This is a genomic window from Priestia sp. YIM B13490 (genome assembly GCF_042787735.1).
In the GTDB taxonomy this organism is placed as follows: domain Bacteria; phylum Bacillota; class Bacilli; order Bacillales; family Bacillaceae_H; genus Priestia; species Priestia megaterium.
The window spans coordinates 30,563-51,655 of the sequence record NZ_JBHZOT010000008.1 but is presented as its reverse complement, the minus strand read 5'-3'; the positions used below and the strand labels follow the sequence as shown (position 1 = coordinate 51,655).

Here is a 21,093-nt window from a genome sequence, read left to right as displayed (position 1 = left end):
GTCTCTGCGACTTTTTCTAGTAAGTTTCATTCTATTGCTTTTCAAAAAGATAAAGCTTTCCGTTAACAGCAATATCAAACCGAGGCCCTTTAAAGCCGCGTTTTATAAGTTCTTTACGCATAAACTTCATAATGCCTCCGTGGCTGACAATCAGCAAATCGTCTTCTGACTCGGAAATGGCGCGATCTAGCACTGCTGCTACTTTTCTCTTAGTCTCAGCCATATCTTTACGAGCTTGTTTGTTGATGAGTCCGGACATGCGAAACAGTAATACCCAGAGGATAAAAGGAAGTTTAAATTTTACTGGAATAATAGGCATAGGTATTTCTCTAAGTTCCGGAAGAAGCGTGATCTCTTGTTTATAAATATGCTTTGCCGTTTTGTGTGCTCGCGGCATATCGCTTGAAAAACAGCGTTTCCATTGGATATTATTCAAATCAGTCTCTCCATACGTAATATCTGATTCATCATATTCCTGAAACCAAGCCACTAGTTCGTCAGTGGATAAGCGGTGGTTTTCTGGAAGACCTTTGTTTACTTTGTAATGACGTACTAATGCTACTTTCATTGTGAAATCTCCTTAAAATCTAAGCGCCAAAAACACTTATTCGGCGCAGCTTGATTTTCTTATTTAACGTTATTTTCATCATGCTGCACCTCCTTTCAAATATTTGTAAAATAAGTATAAAATGGATTAAGAAAATTGTAAATACGGAATAAAAGAAGATTTTGAGATAGAATAACTGGAAAATGAAACCTTTTTATAACATAAAACGTATTACTTATAGATAATTCAAACAAATTGAAATACATATAAAAGGGTGGATTACAATGATGGATACAGAGAGAAAAGTGAACATCAGAGAAGAGTTTGGAATTTTATTTGCACAAGGGGATTTTAAGAAACTTTATGATTGTGTAAGCGAAGAATTTAAACGTCAAGTTTCGCTTCAGCAATTTTTGGAGCAGAGCAAATTGTTTAATCAAGGAGAACAGTTCTACAGACTAGAAACAAATCTCTATTTAACTCCTCAAATTGAGCAGTTTATTTGGTTAAATTCTACACAGACGAAATTCATCAGCGTTATGTTTGATGAACATAACATTATACAAGCACTTGTGATTGCTCCTATAGAATCATTTTCAGAGAGAGATCGATGGAGTACAAACAAATATACGATGCCGATTCAAAGTGAATGGTTTGTCTATTGGGGAGGAAAGCATGAGGTGTTGAACTATCACCATCCAGTCGAAAAACAAAGGTATGCGTATGATTTAGTCGTGCGAAAAGGAAAGCAAAGCTATAAAAATGATGGAATGAAAAACGAAGATTACTATGCCTATGGAAAAAAAGTTGTAGCGCCGCTTGAAGGAGTCGTTATCACAGCAGTTGATGGTCAAGAAGATAATGAAATTGGACATACGAATAAAAAAAATCCTTTAGGAAATTACGTCATCATTGAGCATGAAGGAAAAGAATACAGTGTGCTTGCGCATTTGAAGAAAGGATCGGTTTCTGTGAAAAAAGGAGACGTGGTTCGTAAAGGAACGCTGCTCGGAAGGTGTGGAAATTCCGGGAATTCATCCGAACCCCACATTCATTTTCACGTCATGGATGCCTCTGACATCGAAACGTCAAAAAGTTTGCGAATTCGGTTTCATGCGGCCATTGAACCGATTCGCGGAGATATGGTTATTCCATTTTTTTACTGATTAAAAAGCCATAGCGTTTGCTGTGGCTTTTTATGCAGGGCTTTCCTCAAATATAAAGTCAAGCAGCCGTTGAAACAAGTAAAGGATAATAGCTACGGTAGTCATGACAAGGAAAAGCCCAAAATGACTGATATCATACAGATTATAAAGCCCGATTTTAGCAAGAAAAGGAACAATAACATAACCATGAATCAAATCCAAAATAATGTTAACAATTATGTACAAGATAAACCCCGGATACGTCAGGTAAAAGACAAAGATCGTAATCACAATATGAAGGCAATAAATCGTTGCTCCCATGCTAGTAAGAAAAAATACGTTTTCTTGAACCGTCCACCAGTGCATTTTTTCCGCTACTTGATAGGCGATTGTCATCATTAATGCAGCAAATAACCCTACAGTAAAAAATCGTTTAACACGCTGTTTATCAAGCAGCAGCAGTAAAAACCATGGAATAACAAGAATCCCCCATAATATAATTTGATTCATTCATCTTCCCACCTTTTATTTATCAGTAGTTCTTAGTGTAAGAAAGAGTTGTAAAAATATACATTCTATAAAGAAAACGTTTACAATCAGATTACTTCTCTATATACTAAATCTTGAATACTTGTATACAAGTTGGCTAAGGAAGTGATGACACATTAAAAAGGTAACCTACCCGGAAAAATGGCTTCGCGGAGCCTCGCTGGGAGAGCAAGTTGTAAGCAAATTAAGAATTCAAATTATGAGCGGCGAGCTGAAGAAAGGAACCATACTATCGGAAAATCAGCTCTCGGCAGAGTTTGGAACGAGTCGATCTCCTATAAGAGAAGCGCTGCGGACCCTTTCAAACGAAGGACTCATTGATTTACAGCGAATGGGAGCAGTTGTTATTGGTTTAACAGCTAGGGATTTAAACGAGCTGTACGATGTTCGTCTGCTTTTAGAACATTTTGTCTTAGAACGTCTATCTGAAGTCAACCATGATTCGCTTATTAAAAAGCTTGAGCAAAGTATTGATCAAATGAACATGGCAGCTAAATACGATGACTATGTAGAGTTTGCTTATCAAGATTTGCGGTTTCATGAGCTCGTGATTATCGAAGCAGGCCACAAACGGATATTAAAATTGTGGGAAAGCATCCGTGAAATTATTTTAGCTGCTCTTTTAATTACCACTGAAAAAAGATTTCGAGATGATAAAGCAGCTGTGTTCCCACTGATAAAGCAGCATCATGAAATGATTAAAGCATTAAAGTCTCAAAATACAGAATGTATTCAAGATGAAGTGAAGCGTCACTTTGAAGACACGCGAAATACGATAACAGCTTCACTTTTGAATGAAGCATAAAAAAGGATAAAAGATTCAAAATGTTTTTGGACCTTTTTATCTTTAACTTGTCGACAAGTATACAAAGGGGATGGGAAAATGAAAGCAGGTGTCTACGTTTCAGAAACAAAAGCCGTTATGCAGCAAAAAGCGAAACCGGTTATAAAAGAAGGAGAAGCGCTTGTAAAGGTATCTCATGCTGGAATTTGCGGAACGGATATGATGATTTATTTTGGAAAACATCCTAGATCACAAGCGCCACTTATTATGGGGCATGAATTCAGCGGAGTTATAGAAGAGATCCGAGGGGAAACGAAATTTTCTTTAGGTGACCGCATAGCAGTTGAACCTACGATTAGCTGCAGAACGTGTGAAGCCTGTGTAAGAGGACAGTTTCACGTTTGTAAGAAGTTAAAACTAATCGGCATTGATCAAGATGGAGGGTTCGCGCAGTACGTGGCTGTTCCAGTGAACCGCCTTCACCTCTTACCAGAGAAACTGTCTAGCGCGCATGCAGCTCTTGCAGAACCTGTAGCGGTTGCCGTACATACAGTACGACGCTCGCGGTTGAAAGTAGGAGACCAAGCTGTCATTTTAGGGGCAGGACCTATTGGACTGCTGATCGGGATGATTGCGAGACGAGCAGGAGCAAAAAAAGTAATGATCTCAGATATTAGTTCTTATCGCTTAACTAAAGCGAAAGAACTTGGCTTTATACCAATTGATGCAACGAAAAAAGACGTCGTAAAAGAAGTGCGCTTGCTTACGAATGACGTCGGTGCAGACGTTGTATTTGAAGTAGCTGGAAATCAAATGACAGCAAAACAAATGGTTGAAACAAGCCGTATTCAAGGAGAGATTGTGGTGGTGAGCGTATACAAAAACGCTCCAGAAGTAGATTTAGCAGCAATGCACTTTAAAGAAATTTCATTAACTACAACGAGATGTTATACAAGGGAAGATTTTCAGACGGCTATTGATTTACTGACAAACGGTGAAATAGCAGCAGATTCTTTAATTTCTCATAAACTGCCGCTTGAAGATCTTCAAGCGGGGTTTGAGTTTATGCAGCGGCCTGATGAATCACTTAAGGTTTTATTTGCACCAAACGGAGAGGAGAATGAACAATGACAGTAGATTTATTTTCTTTAGATGGTAAAGTAGCAGCGATTACGGGAGCAACGAGAGGAATTGGAAGAGCAATGGCGATTGCTTTGGCAGAAGCAGGTTCGGATATCGCTCTTCTGCAGCGATCAAAGGAATTTCTTGGAGTAAAAGAAGAAATTGAACGTCTCGGAAGAAAATGCTTTATTGTTAATTGTGATCTAGAAAATGCTTCTGAAGTAAGCGAAGCGATCTCATCGGTTGTTGCTTATTTTGGCAATCTCGATATTTTAGTGAACAACGCTGGCATTCAAAGACGTTCACCCGCTGTAGACTTTGCAGAAGAAGATTGGGATGCTGTTATGAATGTTAATTTAAAAACCGTATGGTTGTTATGTCAGCAGGCGGGCCGCCAAATGCTTAAACAAGGAAGCGGAAAAATTATTAATATGGCATCTTTGCTTTCTTACCAAGGAGGTATTACCGTTCCGGCTTATGCTGCAGCAAAAGGCGGAGTTGCTCAACTTACAAAGGCTTTATCTAATGAATGGGCAGCAAAAGGCGTAAATGTTAATGGAATTGTACCAGGGTATATTGCTACTGATATGAATGAAGCACTTATTAACGATGAAACGCGCAGCAGACAAATCATTGAACGTATTCCCGCAGGCAGATGGGGGGAAGCAGATGATTTTAAAGGAGCGGTTGTCTTTTTAGCATCTGATGCATCTGCCTATATTCATGGGCACTTACTTGCTGTAGACGGAGGCTGGCTAGGAAGATAACGCATGAATGAACGAATTTTTTCATATCATGAACAAACTTAATTAAAAGGAGCGTTCGTGGTATGAAAAGGTGGATGTTAAATATGGGTATTTCTGTCACAGTGCTCATAACTGCTTGGGCGGTGTATACAAAGCCTGAAGAGAAAGAGGTTTCGCTATTTTCTTACGATCAGCCTTCTATAGTTGTTCAAAAAGAAAGCACAGACTTTGAAAAAGCGTTAAAAGCTTTTTTGACGCAGCATGGCTTTCAAGAAGTTAGGGTGCTGAATAACTATGCGGAAGCTCAAATTCTAGTTCTTCTGCCTCGCGAACACCTTTCTTCTCATAAGAAAAGGGAAATTCAGCAAATGGTAAATCAAGTTGCCAAACAGTATCACGTTCATCCTGATGTAGTTAATGTTCAGCTATATGAAAAAAAGTAAAAAGCCTTTTAGAAAGGGGAATCCCCCTCGATAAAAGGCTTTTTTTACTCTTTCTTCTTCTCTTGTTCAGCGAGCTCTTCTTGTCTTTTAAAATGTGATTTTCCTAACGCATACACAAAACTAAAAAACAAAGGAAGTAAAATAGTCAGCAGCAAAAGGCGGGTAAGCATATCGCCCAAATCATTTCTTGTTAAGTAAATATTAATAGCTGCAATGACAATATAAACAAAAATACCGAGGTTTCGTAAAAATCTCTTTAGCATAGATGCATTCATTTTTTTCACCTTACTTTTATATACTCACATTTAAGGTAAAGGAAACGATTCATAAAAGCAACCTATTTACTACAAAGCAAGAAGGAATATAGGGATTTATAATGAATATTTATAGGTTGCCTGAAAATCATGGAAATAAAAATCCTAACATGAAGTCGTTTTATAAAGAAGCTCGCTCCGAGTACACTGAATGCGCCGAGTCAGCTATAAACAGCTGCCTTCTCTTCAATCAGCTTTATTTCTTAAAAAGGTAAGGTGATAAGATGAAAAGAGTACTGGTAATGGGCGTTTCTCCAGGAGTAGGAAAGTCTACATTTGCCAAGAAATTAGGGGAAAAGCTTGATCTAGAAGTATATCATTTAGACAGCCTGTATTGGCAGCCTGGCTGGACGGAAAGAGACAATGATAGCTTTGGAGAATTGCAGGAACACATTGTAAAAAAAGACAGCTGGATTATCGACGGGAACTACAGCAATTCCTATGACCTGCGAGTGAAACGTGCAGATACCGTTATTTATTTAGAGCTGCCGCTAATCGTTTGTATGTACCGAGTAATAAAGCGGAGAATCGTATATGCAAGAAAAACGCGTGAAGATATGGCAAAAGGATGCCCTGAAAAAGTAGATTGGTCATTTTTTACGTTTATTCTTACTACGTATCGAGAACGGAAAAAAAAGATGAGAAACCGGTTTAAAAAGCTTAAAAATGATGAGGATTACAAGGTTTTTATGCTGATGAACAGAAAGGACATCGAGAACTATATACAAAACCTATAGGAAGGAGTATGTGCTGAATTTTGAACAAAAATAGCCACGTAACAAGTTCGCTTGTTACGTGGCTTTATTAAAAAAACAATCATTCTTGCGTAATCTTCAACATTCCTTCTTCGTCGAGCGCAAGCGTTAGAGAATGATTGACTTTTACCATTAATGGATGAACTTCAGAGTCTCGGTTCGAAAAAAACCACCTTCTTTTAGGCGTCCCTACAAGAAAAAACGCACTGCCGCTTCCTAAAAAGTTAAAGGTCTCGTTTAATAGCCTGTTGTTACGTACGGTGATACCGGAGTTAATAAGCTGTGTCCCTACAGAGTGGACATGAGGAGTTGTCAAGTTGATTTCTCCTATGCTTAAAAGCGACTTAGAAGAAAAGGGGTCCTTGGATGACGCGCAGTCCGAATGTCTTGAAATGTATTCAACAATATTATGAGCAGGGTCTTCAAAATAAAAGGAATGAGCATCAAATGCTTCAAAATAAATCTCATCTTTCTTCTCTTCTGTATTGAGGAAGACTCTCTGAGTAGCCCATTGCTTTGCTTCCATAAACCGGTTTGCTGGAATATTAAAAGCAAAATGGTAAAAGGGCTTTGTATGTAGAGAACTTTCTTTAAAGGTTAGCTCACTTTCACCAACCTTGATGGAAAAAGAACGCGGTGAAGCGGCGGTTAATGGAAAATCGAGAGAATTTACATAAAAATCCTTCATTGTGTCCAATAAGTGGGTGTACAGGACAGCTTGATTAATGATCATAAACCATTCCTCCTCGTTTAAGCGTTGTCTAAAATGGTATTACACAAATTTTTCGCTCTCTTTTTGATTACTGCTTTTCCAGTGAAGCTGAAAAGAGCCTTTATGCTCAGAGCCTACAAAATTAATACGATATCTCCTCGTTTTTTCAGGTGTTAAATAAAGAGAGTTATTAGTCATTTCAAAAAATCGTGTCTGTTTTGGATCTTCTACGTACAGGGACAGGTCTCCGCTTTTGGTATTTTTAGATAGCGTAAAAGCGTAGGTTACGCCTTTTTTGAGTTTAATGCTCCGGGAGTAGCGGCCCGTAAAGCTGTCGTATTCGCCAAAGAAAACCTCACTTCGTTCCTTTTTTATTTTGCCTCCTACAATTTGATTTTCCTGGCCGTTAAAGTTAATAAGTAAAAAAGCGATAAGAACAATAAGAAAACTATATTTAAACATAAAAACCTCCATCTACTAAATTATAGATAGTTTTGGATTTCGTCAAATAGTGTTATAGTTTAAAAGGGAAAAATTAACAAAAATGAATTATCTTTTTGCATGTTACGTCTAACAGAAAGGAGAAAAGAATTGACTCAGCGTTTTTATCTTTTAGCAGCAAGTCAAGTAACCGCAAATGTAGGTTTTGTTCTTTATACAATGGCTGTCACTTCCTATATAAAGGAAAACACCGGTTCAACAGCTCTTGCGTCGATGATTACGATGACGAGCTTACTTGCACGGCTCCTTAGCGGCCTTATCGTACCTTTACTAGCCGATACGTATAAATCCATTCACATTATGCGGTCTGTTCAAGTGATGCAGATAGGGATGCTTGTTGGATTGTATGTGCTGCTTACACAAGAATTTACAGTCACAGTACTAACGATGGGTTTTATCATTGTTGGAATCATTTCTTTTTTTAACGGCTTTTTTTCCATTTTTAAAACGTCAGTTGTACGCAGCTTAGTAAATGATAGTCAAAGAATGCAGGCGAATAGCTTGCTTTCAACAATTGATCAAACTTTTCTGTTTGCAGGGTGGTCGCTTGGTGGTTTCGTTTTGTCCTTAACGGGATCCACTCAGTCTCTATTTATAACGGCAGGTCTTCTATCGATCTCATTTGTTTGCTTACTGTTTATAAAAGAAGCCCATACATATAAACAAACACAAAAGCGAAGAGCGGCAAAACTAATGGAAGGATGGCGCTTTTTATGGATACATAAACGCATCAGAGCCCTCGTTATAATGGACATCATCGAGTCGCTTTTTGGAACCATTTGGATTGGAGCTATTACTCTTTCTTTTGTGAAAGAAGTGCTTGAAAAAGGAGAAGCGTGGTGGGGATATATAAATGGTGCGTATTATTTTGGAAGCATAGTTGGAGGAATTATTGTGTACCGAATGTCTTCTATGGTAAAAGGAAGGCTTTTGCTTTTTATGTTCGCAGGCTCACTCGGTTATGCTGTTTTAACCGGTTTTTACGGTCTAGTAACGAACCCGTATCTAGCTTTAGTACTTTTGATAATGATGGGTCCTGCCTATCAGCTTCGAGATGTAGCTCAGGAAACCATTTATCAAAATACCTGCAGCAATGGGATGCTTTCTAAAGTAATAGCGGCAAAATCAACTCTTGTACAGTCTGTGTTTATACTTTCCATAGCATTTGTAGGGACAATAGCCGATCTGTTTGGGGTAAGGTTTGTATATCTATTTTCAAGCTTCATGCTACTTTTAACGGCTCTAATAGGCATGGCAGGGTTAATGTATAACAAGCATTCTATCGAAATAGACAAGACATCTGCTGAACGGAGAGAAGGTATATGAGAATCATTAGGCTAATGTATCTTGTGGAGCATTTACAGTCAACACAACAAATTAATTGGCGTAGCCGGCCTTAATGAAAATCCTCACAGCCAGTATGCTAACGCTGGAAGAGTAAGGAGGTTTTATGTTTCAGCTCAATTGTGCAGAAAGGGTATAGGCAAGCGACTTTTAAAAGAAATTATTCACTATGCAGAGAATTATTATGACAGTCTCGTTCTTTATACAGACATGGACGAAGCGAAGTTATTTTATGAACGAAACGTTTTTAAACGCGTATACAAGCAGCATAAAATCACTCATGAATATAAACTAAAAAATGTTCATTAATCAAACTAACGGACATTTAATTCAATTAGGACATTAAAATAATATACGAATAACGCCCAGAAAAAATCTGAGCGTTATTAGCATGAATCAACCGAACCCGTTACTCTTGTTAGTTTGCTTTTTTAAGTTTAAGAGCTGTTTTAGGAGCAGGGCTTTTTTTGACAATATACAAACCGCTAAAAATAATAAGTCCTCCAAGCAGCTGCATAGCATTGATGGTCTCTCCAATAGTTACAGCAGCAAAAACAACGGCGAACAAAGGAATAACATACATGTAAACCATTACTTTTGTAGAACCAATTTTTCCAATTCCTACATACCACATCACCAGCCCGTACACTGTCACGAACAAAACAGAGTATGCCAGAGAGCTCCAGCTACCTATATCTGTTGGCCATACAAGTGTTTGATAGGTGAAAAGACAGTAGACAGTAAGCGGAATAGCGCCGATTAAAGCGGACCACGCAGTCACGCGCAAAGCAGAATATTTTACGACTAAAGGTTTTGCTAAAATCGGGTACCAGCCCCAAGCAATGGCTGCCACAATCCCCATGATGTTTCCGAACCATGCAAGCTGCGACAGCGCATGACTAGAGTGACCAAACAGCAGTACAAACGCAGCCCCAAAAAAAGCAAGCACAGAGCCTAGCTGTGTTTTTAATGAAAAAGCTTCATGCTTATATAATATAGCTAGGATTCCTGTGAAAATAGGAGACATCGAAATAAGTAAAGAAGCATTTGTAGCTGTTGTATACTTAACAGATACCATAAACAGCGTTTGATAGAGCGTAACGCCTACTATACTGACCGCTATTAAGCGTCCCCAGTCTTTTTTTTCGATCCGAATGCCTCGCTCTATTATTCCTGTAATAAGTAAAAGAATAGGAGCAACCATTATAAAACGCAGTGCGCTAAATTGAATGGAAGACATATGAGCAACTCCAAATTTTCCGATTGCATAATTGGCTCCCCAAATTAACGCCACGGATAATAATATCCATTCCAGCCAGCCTTTTTTCATGTAATCACCTCGAGTAAGTATAGAAACTAAATAAGTGCGAATATCCTTAGTTACAAAGTATACAGGAAGAAATTATGTAAAAGGCCAGCCAATTCAGCTATTTTTATCTCATCCACTTGTTTTTAATACAAATAAAAAAGCAGCTGCATTAGCTGCGTTCATGATTGTTATCCACATTGTTCTATCTCATCTAATCGCACAAGTTCGACTTTAAAAGCATGATCAATCGGTCGGATTTCACAGTATCCTGAATCATATACGTGAATCAGTACAAAGCGTTTTCCTTTATATAACACTTCTTTGTAGGCTGTCATGAGATACACCCTTTCTTTTCATAGGTTTGTTTTTCATTCTATGAACAAAAAACGGCGTAATTGCCTAATATAAAAAGAATTTTTAAGGTTGATAAAATTGCTTGGCAAAACGAGTTCGCTTATACTGTACTGTGATTCTATTTACGTATAAGTTCTAATTACTAGAACAGCTTTAACATATGGACAACGAAACCAAACAGCAGTACATAAGGAGCAGCACATGGATATTAATTATTTATATACATTTAAAGAAGTAGCGAAGTGGGGGAGCTATACACGAACGGGCGAGGAGTTAGGGTATGCTCAGTCAAGCGTTACCACTCATATAAAAAAATTAGAGGATCATTACGGTCAAAAACTATTTGAACGAACAGGACAAAAAATGAAGCTGACTCAGCCTGGTGAAGAATTGCTTTATTATGTGAATCAAGTAACCGAGTTATTAAATGAAGCAAAAGAGCGTCTTACTACGAACGAAGATGCTAGAGGAACCGTTTCAATAGGAACCGTGGAGTCGCTGGCCGCCTATTTTATTACACCGTATATTCGTGAATTAAAAAAACAGCACCCTTCTCTAAAGATTATGCTAGAAGCGGGTTTATGTCCAAATTTAACACAAGGAATTATTGACGGAAAGTATGATGTAGCCGTTTTGCTTGATCGCCTTCAAACATCTTCAAGTTTAGAAGTGATTCCTATTCGAAAAGAAAGCATGGTTATGATTGCTTCGTCTTCTCATTCTTTTAGTAAAAGAAACAGCGTTCTAATGGAAGAGTTTGAGGGAGAGACCATTATTTTAACTGAGAGCGGCTGCCCTTATCGCACGCTTTTAGAAGAGATGATGCGCAGCAGCGGTATTCATATGCAATCGGTCATCTCGTTTAGCAGTCTTGAAGCGATTAAACAGTGCGTAGCGGATAATTTAGGTATTGCTCTTGTACCGGAAATAGCGGTAAAACAAGAGATGGAAAGTGGAAAACTGATTAAAGTCCCGTTTGACCACGAAGAATTTTATCTTTATTCACAGCTTATATTCAAAAAGAAAAAATGGCTGACGGCACCTATTCAACAATTTATTTCACTTGTTAAAGAAGGTTATCAAAAATATTGATAATAGATATAGAGAATCTTCAATAATGATGAAGTAGTTTTCGTGCTACACTTTTTATAAAACATGAAACTAGAGGTGTAGAACATGAATATATTTTTGCAGCACAATCCTACAAAATTATACTTTGGAAAAAATCAAATTACGAAGCTATCGCAAGAGCTTGCTTCTTATCATAAACAAGTAAACGTTCTGTTAGTATACGGAGGAGGAAGTATCAAACGAAATGGCGTATACGACGAAGTGAAAGCTGAACTTCAGTCTATTAACGCGGTTGTTCACGAGCTGTCTGGTGTAGAACCTAATCCTCGTTTGACTACGGTAGCTAAAGGCGTGGACATCTGTAAAAAAGAAAACATTGATTTTCTTTTAGCCGTTGGGGGAGGAAGTGTAATCGATTGTACAAAAGCTATTGCAGCTGGAGCCGTGTATGAAGGAAATACATGGGATTTAATTACACGTAAAAAAGAGATTACAGATGCGCTTCCTTTTGGAACGGTATTAACACTTGCAGCAACTGGGTCTGAAATGAATTCAACTTCTGTTATAACAAATTGGGAAACAAAAGAAAAGCTCGGATGGACGTCTTCTCACGTATTTCCCGTCTTTTCTATTTTAGATCCGGCGTACACATTTTCAGTGCCGCGCGATCAAACCGTCTATGGAATTGTTGACAGTATGTCGCATGCGCTTGAACACTATTTTCATCGCACGGAAAATACGCCGATGATCGACGGCTTTATTGAATCTTTACTAAGAACGGCTATACAAGAAGGTCCTAAGCTTCTTAAAGATCTGACTTCTTATAAGTATCGTGAAACGATGATGTATATCAGCACGACGGCGTTTAACGGAAGCTTAGCAAACGGAACGGACGGGGGAGACTGGGCTACTCACCGTATCGAACATGCTCTGTCGGCCGTATATGATATTCCCCACGGAGGCGGTCTTGCTATCTTGTTCCCTAACTGGCTGGAGCACGTCTTAAAAGAAGACCCTTCCCGTGTAAAACAATTGGCTGTAAACGTATTTGGCATTGATCCAGCAGGAAAAATCGATGAAGAAACAGCAATGGAAGGAGCAAAAGCGCTTCGCACTTTCTGGAATGACTTAGGAGCCCCGAACTGCTTGCGTGACTATGATATTGATGATCGTGAATTTGATGCGATTGTTGAAAAGACCTTTGTAAAACCAGGTGTTGGCACTTATAAAGAGCTTGACTATGCAAGCGTTCGAGATATTCTAGAAAGATCCAAATAAAAAAAGACGAGCTGCCTGCTCGTCTTTTTTATATGTACTCAATAATCCATTAGAAAATAAAGAAAAAGAAAAAAGCACAGCACAATGCATCCTGCTCCTACCGTTATTTCGGAAAAACCTTGAATAAACGTACTTTTAGGACTGCCTCCATCGTTTTGCAGATGAAATACATGTTTTCTTTTGCGTTCATGTACGATTACCAACGAACCAAAAGCAACCGATAATAAGGTGAAGAGCGGCACCGCGATTAAAAACAGTTTAATAGAATACGCCCAGTACGATAGATACAGCATATAATACATTGCTCCGGTACTTAAGGCAAAGAGTATTAAAGAAAATAAAAACCACTTCGTAAACCGGTTTTTGCTCATGTATCGTTCACTTCCTTTTATCAAGTGCGTCTTATGATGTAGACAATAAAATACGTCTATCATTGTACCAAAACTTTTTGGTACATTCTATTTTAACGGGAAAATAGGGTTTGTAAGTTTCTTAAAAGTGGTATAGTTCCTAAGAACTATCCATGTATACATACAAAAAACTGATGATAAATGAGGGAGAAGATGAGCTATGGGGTGCGACGCGTGTCTGCCAATTAGGACAGGATATACGGTTTCTTTTCAGAAATCAAGCGATGTGAAGAAATTGGAAAAATACTTTAAAGATATTTCTCAAAGCCAATGGAAGACTCTTGGAGAAGATATGGTCTGGATGAGGGAAGATATCTTTTGGAGTTTTATGGATTATGTTCATCAGCATCTAGACCCTCGGCATGTGTGGGCTGTAGAAGCCAAGCAGCGGAGCCCGTTTGAAAACCTGCGGGGTATGGAGCCAATCACCGTTTTTCAAAAAATGAAAGATGCCTTGTGGATTGATGAGCTGATTGAAGACAAGCGAATTTGCTCATATTATCAGCCCATTGTATCGATTGATCACGAACGCGTGCATATCGTTGGCCACGAAATTTTATCAAGAGGATTAGAAGAAGACGGAAGTATTATACCGCCTTTTAAAATGTTTGAAGCTGCTCAAATAAGAAATAAAACCTTCGCTCTTGACCGAGCCTGTCGCTTAGAAGCTGTAAAAAATGCTAGTATTATTGATCGTCAGCTGATTTTTATTAACTTTATTCCTACAGCAATATATAATCCCGAGCATTGCTTGGCATCTACATTTGCGTTAATTCAAGAATTGAATATAAAACCCGAACAAATAGTGTTTGAAGTGATTGAAACCGAGGATGTTCAAGATATTGAGCATTTAAAAAACATTTTGAATTATTATCGTTCCCACGGATTTAAATATGCTTTAGATGACGTAGGTGTTGGTTATAACACGCTGAAGAGGCTTTTAGAAGTGGAGCCTGACGTGGTGAAGTTAGCATTTGAATTCACAAACGGAGTCAGTAAAAATGAGAAACAGAAAAAAGTGGCCCAAGAGATGTTAGCTATCACCCATAGAATGGGGGCGAAGGCTCTTGCGGAAGGAGTAGAGACAGAAGAAGATTTAAAATGCCTGATAGAGATGGGATATGATTTGTTTCAAGGGTATTATTTTGCAAAGCCTCATCCTACTCCAATAAAAGAGATTCATTCTATTTACGCTTAGCAGCGAAAAGCAGAAGAATAGAAACTTCTGCTTTTTGTATGACTAAAGGTAAGAATATTTAAAAAATAAACAATTCACTTTCATTTTGCTAAACAGTTTACAGGAGAAGGGAAGTGCTATAAGATGATAAATATTAATTCTTAGTATTTCTATCAGAAAAGGAGTGGATGATGTGTCGCAAACGTTGCACTCATCATATAAATCAAAGCCTACTACTGTTGTAACAGAATTAAGTCCTATGCAAAAGCCATTATTTGCAGGAGGGGTTATGACAGCAGTTATTTTATTTCTTGCGATTGTGCTCACGACTAATTGGACGCAAGGTGTTTTATTTATTATCGGCCTAGCGTTAGGGATGACGCTTCTATACGCACGTTTTGGCTTTACATCAGCATTTCGCCGCCTTGTATCTGTCGGCAATGTTCAAGGCTTGCAAGCGCATATGCTTATGCTTGCAATTGCGTCAACATTGTTTGCTATTATTTTAAGTACAGGCTTTAGCTTTACAGGGGTAACGCCAAAAGGATATGTCTCACCTGTAGGAGTAAGCGTGATAGTTGGTTCGTTTATGTTTGGAATTGGCATGCAGTTAGGAAATGGATGTGCCTCAGGGACGCTGTATTCGTTAGGCGGAGGTTCTTCTTCTATGATTTTAACACTTTTAGCCTTTATTGTAGGTTCTATGTTTGGGGCGTATCATTTGCCATTTTGGCAAAAGCAACCTTCGCTTCCCCCTATCTCATTAGCTGAATCGACAGGTCTTGGTTATTTTGGAGCTTGGATTATACAGCTTATCGCGTTCGCAGCGATTTACTGGATTACGATTCAAATTGCTAAAAAGAAAAATCCGCCTATGATGAAACAGCTTCCTACTACAAAAGGGTGGAAAAAGATTATTCGAGGCTCTTGGCCTCTATTCACAGCAGCGATTGTGCTGGCAGTATTAAATGCATTGACGCTTGCTGTAAGAGGAAACCCTTGGGGAATCACTTCTGCTTTTGCATTATGGGGCGGAAAAGCCATGATGGCAGCCGGGATAGATGTATCGAGCTGGGGATTTTTCCAAGGTGCAAATGGAGAAGCGCTAACGCAAAGTGTGCTAGCAGACTCTACCAGCGTGTTAAACTTTGGGATTATACTAGGGGCCTTCATTTCAGCGACGGCGCAAGGGACGTTCAAACCAGGAAAGATTAAGCCCGGAGTTGCGGGAGCAGCTGTTGTTGGCGGCCTTTTAATGGGGTATGGTGCGCGTCTTGCTTTTGGCTGTAACATCGGCGCTTACTTTGGCGGCATTGCTTCATTTAGTCTTCATGGATGGGTATGGATGGTTATGGCGATGCTTGGCACAGGCTTAGCACTATTTATCCGACCGATATTTGGACTCAAAAACCCTAAATCTAATGATTCGATTTGTTAAGTTTAGATAAAACCTTCTTTGCATGAGCAAAGGAGGTTTTTTATTTTAGGTGATGTTTGAAAACCTCTATATTTTTGTAAATTCCTTGACGTTTATCAAAGATCATCAGCTTTCTTCATAGCGCTTGTATTAAAAAACCTCTTGTTTTAACTCAAAAAGAAGATAGGAATTTCCTTTTTTTATAAAAATTTCACTTATTTTGCCGATATAACAGGAAGATTGTATGTATTTGGCGAAATGTACATTAAACACCATGTCCAAACACAGTTATTAAAACGTAAAAAGGGGTTTTAACGTTACATGAATAAGTATTTAAAAAAAGCTGTTATTTATGGAAGTTTGTGTTTTTTACTAGGAGCGTGCGGAGGAGCAGGAGAACAAACATCTTCTGAACCGCAGAAAAAAGAAGAAGCTGTAAAATCTAAAGAAGAAGCGACAAAAAAAGAAAAAAAAGAGGGCATTAATACAACCATTAAAATTAGCGCAGCGGGAGATTTTACTTTAGGAAATGATGAAAGCTTCAGCTATGATTCTACTTTTAATGACGTAGCGGCAAGAAATGGCCTTCCATATTTTACGCAAAATGTAAAGTCGATTTTTGAACAAGATGATTTAACAACGGTTAATTTAGAAACGACGCTGACAAAGGCGACCGAAAAAGCAAGTAAAACATTTCGTTTTAAAGGTGATCCTTCTTTTGTGAATATTTTAAAACAAGGAAGTATTGAAACCGTTAACTTAGCTAATAATCATACACGTGATTATTTACAGCAAGGATATGATGATACAAGAGAGAACTTAAAGAAAAGCGGAATAGGCTATTTTGGCTATGAAGATACATACATCACAACGGTAAAAGGAGTCAAAGTAGGATTGCTTGGATATCCTGGCTGGGATGACACCAAAGAAATAAGAAGCCAGATTAAAGACAGAATTAAGTCTTTAAAAGAAAAAGGAGCTAAAATTATCATTGTGCATTTCCACTGGGGGTCTGAACGACACTATGTTCCTGATACAGCGCAGCAAGCATTGGCGAAATATACAATTGATAACGGAGCAGATTTAATTTTAGGTCATCATCCTCATGTTGTTCAAGGAATTGAAGAGTACAAAAATAAATTTATTGTCTATAGCTTAGGAAACTTTATGTTTGGCGGAAACAAAAATCCAAGTGATAAAGATACATTTGTATTTCAGCAGACATTTACGATTAAAGATGGAAAGCTAACGACGAATAAAGACATCAACGTCATTCCATTCCGTATTTCTTCCACAACAGCACGAAACGACTACCGACCTACGCCTTTAACAGGCCCGGAAAAGGACCGAGTGAAAAATAAACTGATTGATGTTTCCAATCAAATCAAACAGGAAAAGTGGACAGTTTACGATGAAGATAGTAAATGAAGCTCTCAGCATTGAGAGCTTTTTTTTATAAAATAAAACAAAAATAACCAAAAAAATAATATAATGTAAAAAATAGATTAAAGGTGGAACTATGGTTAATATAGGTGATATAATTTTTCAAATTCTTATGATGCTTATCCTGATAGGAATAGCAGGAGTAATAATTGCATTTATTATAGGCTTAAAAAGGTTGATTCAAAAGCAGGGGGCAAATGAAAAAAGGCTTCAGCGTATGGAGCAAAAGTTAGATGATATGCTGAAAAATAAAGAGTCTTGACTATACAGAAGCACTGTCAATACATCAGTACTTCTGCACTTGACATTTTATAAAAAAGCAGTAAGATATGTATACATCATTTATATAGGGAGGAAGTTACATGGCAAAGTCAAAAGCAAAAAAAATGCGTGATAAAATGACGCGTGAAGGCAAGCGAAACCCAGAATTAAACCGCAGTCTGTTTGTATTTGCAGACATGGAAACGCGGAAAACCAAAACAAAGAAGGAAAAACTTCAGCATCAGCAAACAAAACATAAAGAACGATTATCAGACGGAGCGTACAGTACCGGAGATGATCGTTTTTTTATTGCGTTTCATACATCTAGAAAATGAAAAAAGAGTTTTTTGACTATCCATCTTCACTTTGCTCAAATATTTTTACTGTAAACTTTCACAAAAAACCCTTATGATAGGAAAAGAAGGGGATGAACTAAGAATGCTTACGATTGAAAAAGTACCTAAAGACCAAGCGGGCGTTTTGCAAAATTTGTATTCTCTTTATCTCCACGATTTATCTGCTTATACACCTTCTTTAGATATTTGCGAAGATGGAGCTTTCCACTTTGAAGAGCTGCCGCTGTTTTGGAAAGTAGAAGGCCTCTCGCCATACTTTATTAAAGTAGATGATAAGCTGATGGGCTTTTTTTTACTTCTTGAACAGCCCGCACTTCAGCAAGAAGCAGATTACTGCATCAATGATTTTTTTATCTTAAACAAATACCGAGGGCAGGGCATCGCTTCCAAAACGGTAAAAGACATTTTCTCTCATCGAAAAGGAACATATATGATTATTGAGCTTGCAGGCAATAAGCGGGCTATTTCATTTTGGAAACATATTTATAAAAGCTTACATATTTCCTTTCAAGAAAAGAAAATTGAACTTGACGGAGAACCAACTCTTATTCAAACATTTAGTGTGTAAAACCCTTCTGAAAAACAGAAGGGTTTTTTATTTAAACTAAATATTAACAATTTTCAACAAATTATGTATAATTAAAGATGCTTGTCGACATTTATTCACAGGAGTATTCCTGTAAAGGAGGAGTAAAATGAAAGCGTTATCTAATTTCTTTACGGCGCTTGTGCAGCGTTTTTTACCTGATCCGTTTGTATTTGCTTTAATCTTGACGCTGATTTTATTTGTATCAGGTATTGTTTTTACTCCTCACGGGCCGATTGAAATGGTTCAGTTTTGGGGAAGTGGCTTTTGGAACCTTTTGGCATTTGCGATGCAAATGAGCTTAGTGCTTGTCACGGGACATGCGCTTGCCAGCTCGCCGCTTGTAAAGAAGTGGCTTGTGAACATAGCACTGTTAGCCAAAACTCCGGCGCAAGGGGTAATTCTTGTCACGCTCGGCGCAGCTATGGCCTGTATGATCAATTGGGGGTTTGGCTTAATTGTAGGTGCGCTGTTTGCGAAAGAAGTAGCGAAACGCGTGCCGGGATCTGATTACCGGTTTTTAATTGCCTGTGCTTACATAGGGTTTTTAACATGGCACGGAGGCTTGTCGGGTTCGATTCCTCTTGTTGCTGCTACACCTGGAAACCCAATGGAAAAAACGGCTGGACTTATTCCGCTGTCAGACACGATTTTTACAGGGTACAACTTATTTATTACCCTCGGGTTATTAATTGTCCTTCCTATTATGACAAGACTGATGATGCCGACGGGAAAAGAAGTGGTAGAAATTGATCCAAGACTGTTGGCGGAAGATGAAATGGCTCCGGCTACAGTTGTTGAGACAACTTCTTCTAAGCCAACATTTGCTGTACGCATGGAGAACAGCAGGTTTTTAAGTCTGACGATTACACTTCTTGGGTATTCATATTTAATTTATTATTTTGCTACAAACGGTTTTAAAATGGATATTAACACAGTGAACTTATTGTTTTTTACAACGGGTATTTTACTTCACCGCACGCCTTTATCCTATATGAATGCTGTTTCTAATGCTGCGAAAGGAACCGCTGGGATTGTGATTCAGTTTCCATTCTACGCAGGTATTCAAGGCATGATGGAGCTATCAGGCTTAGGCGGGAAGCTAACGAACGCATTTATCTCGATTTCAAATGAAACGACATTTCCGTTTCTTGCGTTTTTAAGTTCTGGTGTTGTGAACTTTTTTGTTCCGTCTGGAGGAGGACACTGGGTTGTACAAGGACCTTTTATTATGCCGGCAGCTGAACAGCTCGGCGTAGATCCGGGAGTCGCTGCGATGGCCATTGCCTACGGAGAAGCATGGATGAATATGGCGCAGCCGTTTTGGGCACTGCCCGCACTAGCTATCGCAGGGCTCGGAGCGCGAGATATAATGGGCTACTGCGTGACGACCTTAATTGTATCAGGCTTTATTTTTGCTATAGGACTAACGTTTTTCTAATACGAAAAGGTCAGCTGAAAAGCTGACCTTTTTTTATTCTACATTATAAGCCAACTTCGCGTGCACTCCAGTTCCAGAATTCTTCTGCGAGTCGTTCATTTTTTGCTCTTGAAGAAGGGGGTGTAACGCGTTTTTTATAAAAATAAGCGCCGCTAATATGCGTCACTTCAGGGCTGACTGCTAAATAAATAGCTGTTTCGGCACCTTGAAGAGGTGTTAAAAAGAAAGGGCGAAGCACGGCGTGAACGCTTTTTCCAAAACCCGTTTGACGATTAACGCCGATAGCGGTAGAGACTGCACCGGGGTGTAGGCAATTTACGGTTACAGAAGTATCTTTTAGCTTTTTACTTAAATGGACCGTAAATAAATTATTCGCTAATTTAGACTGAGAGTATCCTCGCCATATTCCGAATCCTGTTGTTAAGTGAGGGTTGCTGAAGTCTATTTTTCCAGCTTTATGAGCACCGGACCCAACGTTTATAATGCGTCCTTGCTGAGATTTTTTCAGCAGATCTAAAAGTAAATTAGTTAACAAAAAGTGACCCAAATGATTGACACCAAGCATCATTTCAAAGCTGTCTTGGGTTGTTTCACGCTTGATTGTCACCACGCCCGCGTTATTAATCAGCACGTCAAACACGCTGTAGCGAGACGTAAAGTCTTCACTGAAAGCCCGAATACTGTCAAGAGAACCTAAGTCACAGGTCATAAGAGATATGGAATCCGATCCGCTTTGACGCTTCGCTTCTTCTAAAGCCGTATTTCCTCTTTCTTCATTTCGGCATACCATAATGACTTCGAATCCTTTTTTAGCTAGTTCAATCGTTGTGGCCAGCCCCATTCCAGAATTGGCACCCGTAATTAACGCTCGTTTGGCTGTCATGCGTATGTTCCTCCCAACTACATCTTTTTTCTAGTGTATAGGATAAGAAGATACGTCGTCCACTTCTAGCTTTTCTTTCATGCATACTTTAAAAAAATGCGTAAAATGTGCACAGGGGAGAAAATGTTGCACAAAGGTCAATATT

26 protein-coding genes are annotated in these 21,093 nt (G+C 38.6%); 17 read left to right on the top strand and 9 right to left on the bottom strand.

The window, feature by feature from the left end:
- Positions 1 to 31 precede the first annotated feature (31 nt).
- Positions 32 to 568, bottom strand: coding sequence for a histidine phosphatase family protein (locus ACFX4R_RS21530; RefSeq protein WP_013083645.1), 537 nt, complete (start codon positions 566 to 568; stop codon positions 32 to 34).
- A gap of 263 nt (positions 569 to 831) precedes the next feature.
- Between ACFX4R_RS21530 and ACFX4R_RS21525 the strand changes: the two genes are divergently transcribed.
- The gene (locus ACFX4R_RS21525; protein WP_377570308.1) at positions 832 to 1,713 is read left to right on the top strand and encodes a M23 family metallopeptidase; all 882 of its coding nucleotides are present in this window, start codon (positions 832 to 834) and stop codon (positions 1,711 to 1,713) included.
- 30 nt (positions 1,714 to 1,743) lie between these two features.
- Here ACFX4R_RS21525 and ACFX4R_RS21520 read toward each other — a convergent pair whose 3' ends face one another.
- A complete protein-coding gene (locus tag ACFX4R_RS21520; RefSeq protein ID WP_013057518.1) occupies positions 1,744 to 2,202 on the bottom strand; it encodes a hypothetical protein in 459 nt (152 codons plus the stop codon).
- A 199-nt stretch (positions 2,203 to 2,401) separates the two neighbouring features.
- On the opposite strand from ACFX4R_RS21520, the gene ACFX4R_RS21515 reads away from it, so the two are divergent.
- From ACFX4R_RS21515 to ACFX4R_RS21500, 4 genes are all read left to right on the top strand, one after another.
- Positions 2,402 to 3,046 (top strand): GntR family transcriptional regulator, encoded by a 645-nt coding sequence (locus tag ACFX4R_RS21515; protein ID WP_377570405.1) that lies wholly within the window; start codon positions 2,402 to 2,404, stop codon positions 3,044 to 3,046.
- A 78-nt stretch (positions 3,047 to 3,124) separates the two neighbouring features.
- Positions 3,125 to 4,156, top strand: coding sequence for a zinc-dependent alcohol dehydrogenase (locus ACFX4R_RS21510; protein WP_043981600.1), 1,032 nt, complete (start codon positions 3,125 to 3,127; stop codon positions 4,154 to 4,156).
- Positions 4,153 to 4,914: a glucose 1-dehydrogenase gene (locus ACFX4R_RS21505; protein ID WP_043981601.1), complete on the top strand. Its 762-nt coding sequence runs from the start codon at positions 4,153 to 4,155 to the stop codon at positions 4,912 to 4,914. The genes ACFX4R_RS21510 and ACFX4R_RS21505 overlap by 4 nt, the downstream gene beginning before the upstream one ends.
- 62 nt (positions 4,915 to 4,976) lie before the next feature.
- Positions 4,977 to 5,336 (top strand): hypothetical protein, encoded by a 360-nt coding sequence (locus ACFX4R_RS21500; RefSeq protein WP_043981602.1) that lies wholly within the window; start codon positions 4,977 to 4,979, stop codon positions 5,334 to 5,336.
- A gap of 44 nt (positions 5,337 to 5,380) precedes the next feature.
- On the opposite strand, the gene ACFX4R_RS21495 is transcribed toward ACFX4R_RS21500, so the two are convergent.
- Entirely contained in the window at positions 5,381 to 5,611 is a 231-nt protein-coding gene (locus ACFX4R_RS21495) for a hypothetical protein (RefSeq protein WP_165575001.1), read from the bottom strand.
- A gap of 263 nt (positions 5,612 to 5,874) precedes the next feature.
- Here ACFX4R_RS21495 and ACFX4R_RS21490 point away from each other — a divergent pair, with 263 nt between their 5' ends.
- The gene (locus ACFX4R_RS21490; protein WP_377570306.1) at positions 5,875 to 6,387 is read left to right on the top strand and encodes a P-loop NTPase family protein; all 513 of its coding nucleotides are present in this window, start codon (positions 5,875 to 5,877) and stop codon (positions 6,385 to 6,387) included.
- 79 nt (positions 6,388 to 6,466) lie between these two features.
- Here the strand turns inward: ACFX4R_RS21490 and ACFX4R_RS21485 are convergent, their stop codons facing one another.
- Together ACFX4R_RS21485 and ACFX4R_RS21480 are read right to left on the bottom strand one after the other, a co-directional pair.
- Positions 6,467 to 7,138 carry a glyoxalase gene (locus tag ACFX4R_RS21485; protein ID WP_043981605.1) on the bottom strand — a complete coding sequence of 224 codons (672 nt, stop codon included), beginning with the start codon at positions 7,136 to 7,138 and terminating at the stop codon, positions 6,467 to 6,469.
- Positions 7,139 to 7,177: 39 nt separating this feature from the next.
- Positions 7,178 to 7,579 (bottom strand): hypothetical protein, encoded by a 402-nt coding sequence (locus ACFX4R_RS21480; protein ID WP_028408992.1) that lies wholly within the window; start codon positions 7,577 to 7,579, stop codon positions 7,178 to 7,180.
- Positions 7,580 to 7,708: 129 nt separating this feature from the next.
- Between ACFX4R_RS21480 and ACFX4R_RS21475 the strand changes: the two genes are divergently transcribed.
- Both ACFX4R_RS21475 and ACFX4R_RS21470 read left to right on the top strand, forming a co-directional pair.
- A complete protein-coding gene (locus ACFX4R_RS21475; protein WP_165575002.1) occupies positions 7,709 to 8,944 on the top strand; it encodes an MFS transporter in 1,236 nt (411 codons plus the stop codon).
- Between the two features lie 21 nt (positions 8,945 to 8,965).
- Entirely contained in the window at positions 8,966 to 9,271 is a 306-nt protein-coding gene (locus tag ACFX4R_RS21470; protein ID WP_377570302.1) for a GNAT family N-acetyltransferase, read from the top strand.
- A gap of 109 nt (positions 9,272 to 9,380) precedes the next feature.
- Here ACFX4R_RS21470 and ACFX4R_RS21465 read toward each other — a convergent pair whose 3' ends face one another.
- Positions 9,381 to 10,292 carry a DMT family transporter gene (locus ACFX4R_RS21465; protein WP_097825101.1) on the bottom strand — a complete coding sequence of 304 codons (912 nt, stop codon included), beginning with the start codon at positions 10,290 to 10,292 and terminating at the stop codon, positions 9,381 to 9,383.
- Positions 10,293 to 10,459: 167 nt separating this feature from the next.
- Positions 10,460 to 10,606: a hypothetical protein gene (locus ACFX4R_RS21460; RefSeq protein ID WP_013057506.1), complete on the bottom strand. Its 147-nt coding sequence runs from the start codon at positions 10,604 to 10,606 to the stop codon at positions 10,460 to 10,462.
- Positions 10,607 to 10,826: 220 nt separating this feature from the next.
- Between ACFX4R_RS21460 and ACFX4R_RS21455 the strand changes: the two genes are divergently transcribed.
- Together ACFX4R_RS21455 and ACFX4R_RS21450 are read left to right on the top strand one after the other, a co-directional pair.
- Complete coding sequence (locus tag ACFX4R_RS21455) at positions 10,827 to 11,717, top strand: LysR family transcriptional regulator (protein ID WP_162214451.1); 891 nt, start codon at positions 10,827 to 10,829, stop codon at positions 11,715 to 11,717.
- An 84-nt stretch (positions 11,718 to 11,801) separates the two neighbouring features.
- On the top strand, positions 11,802 to 12,974 hold the full coding sequence (locus tag ACFX4R_RS21450) for an iron-containing alcohol dehydrogenase (RefSeq protein WP_237074477.1): 1,173 nt from the start codon (positions 11,802 to 11,804) through the stop codon (positions 12,972 to 12,974).
- Between the two features lie 38 nt (positions 12,975 to 13,012).
- Here ACFX4R_RS21450 and ACFX4R_RS21445 read toward each other — a convergent pair whose 3' ends face one another.
- Entirely contained in the window at positions 13,013 to 13,345 is a 333-nt protein-coding gene (locus ACFX4R_RS21445; protein WP_377570298.1) for a hypothetical protein, read from the bottom strand.
- Between the two features lie 199 nt (positions 13,346 to 13,544).
- Between ACFX4R_RS21445 and ACFX4R_RS21440 the strand changes: the two genes are divergently transcribed.
- The 7 genes from ACFX4R_RS21440 (at position 13,545) to ACFX4R_RS21410 (ending at position 20,065) form a co-directional block, all read left to right on the top strand.
- Positions 13,545 to 14,582, top strand: a complete 1,038-nt coding sequence (locus ACFX4R_RS21440) for an EAL domain-containing protein (protein WP_377570296.1) — start codon at positions 13,545 to 13,547, stop codon at positions 14,580 to 14,582.
- 172 nt (positions 14,583 to 14,754) lie between these two features.
- Positions 14,755 to 15,999: a YeeE/YedE family protein gene (locus tag ACFX4R_RS21435; RefSeq protein ID WP_165575003.1), complete on the top strand. Its 1,245-nt coding sequence runs from the start codon at positions 14,755 to 14,757 to the stop codon at positions 15,997 to 15,999.
- 300 nt (positions 16,000 to 16,299) lie between these two features.
- Positions 16,300 to 17,406: a CapA family protein gene (locus ACFX4R_RS21430; protein WP_377570293.1), complete on the top strand. Its 1,107-nt coding sequence runs from the start codon at positions 16,300 to 16,302 to the stop codon at positions 17,404 to 17,406.
- Between the two features lie 91 nt (positions 17,407 to 17,497).
- Positions 17,498 to 17,683, top strand: a complete 186-nt coding sequence (locus tag ACFX4R_RS21425; protein WP_043981614.1) for a DUF4083 family protein — start codon at positions 17,498 to 17,500, stop codon at positions 17,681 to 17,683.
- A 100-nt stretch (positions 17,684 to 17,783) separates the two neighbouring features.
- Positions 17,784 to 18,017: a hypothetical protein gene (locus tag ACFX4R_RS21420; protein ID WP_192993831.1), complete on the top strand. Its 234-nt coding sequence runs from the start codon at positions 17,784 to 17,786 to the stop codon at positions 18,015 to 18,017.
- Positions 18,018 to 18,120: 103 nt separating this feature from the next.
- Positions 18,121 to 18,606, top strand: coding sequence for a GNAT family N-acetyltransferase (locus tag ACFX4R_RS21415; RefSeq protein WP_043981616.1), 486 nt, complete (start codon positions 18,121 to 18,123; stop codon positions 18,604 to 18,606).
- A 127-nt stretch (positions 18,607 to 18,733) separates the two neighbouring features.
- Positions 18,734 to 20,065 carry a TIGR00366 family protein gene (locus tag ACFX4R_RS21410; RefSeq protein WP_237074479.1) on the top strand — a complete coding sequence of 444 codons (1,332 nt, stop codon included), beginning with the start codon at positions 18,734 to 18,736 and terminating at the stop codon, positions 20,063 to 20,065.
- 43 nt (positions 20,066 to 20,108) lie between these two features.
- Here ACFX4R_RS21410 and ACFX4R_RS21405 read toward each other — a convergent pair whose 3' ends face one another.
- A complete protein-coding gene (locus ACFX4R_RS21405) occupies positions 20,109 to 20,948 on the bottom strand; it encodes an SDR family oxidoreductase (protein WP_237074480.1) in 840 nt (279 codons plus the stop codon).
- Positions 20,949 to 21,093 lie beyond the last annotated feature (145 nt).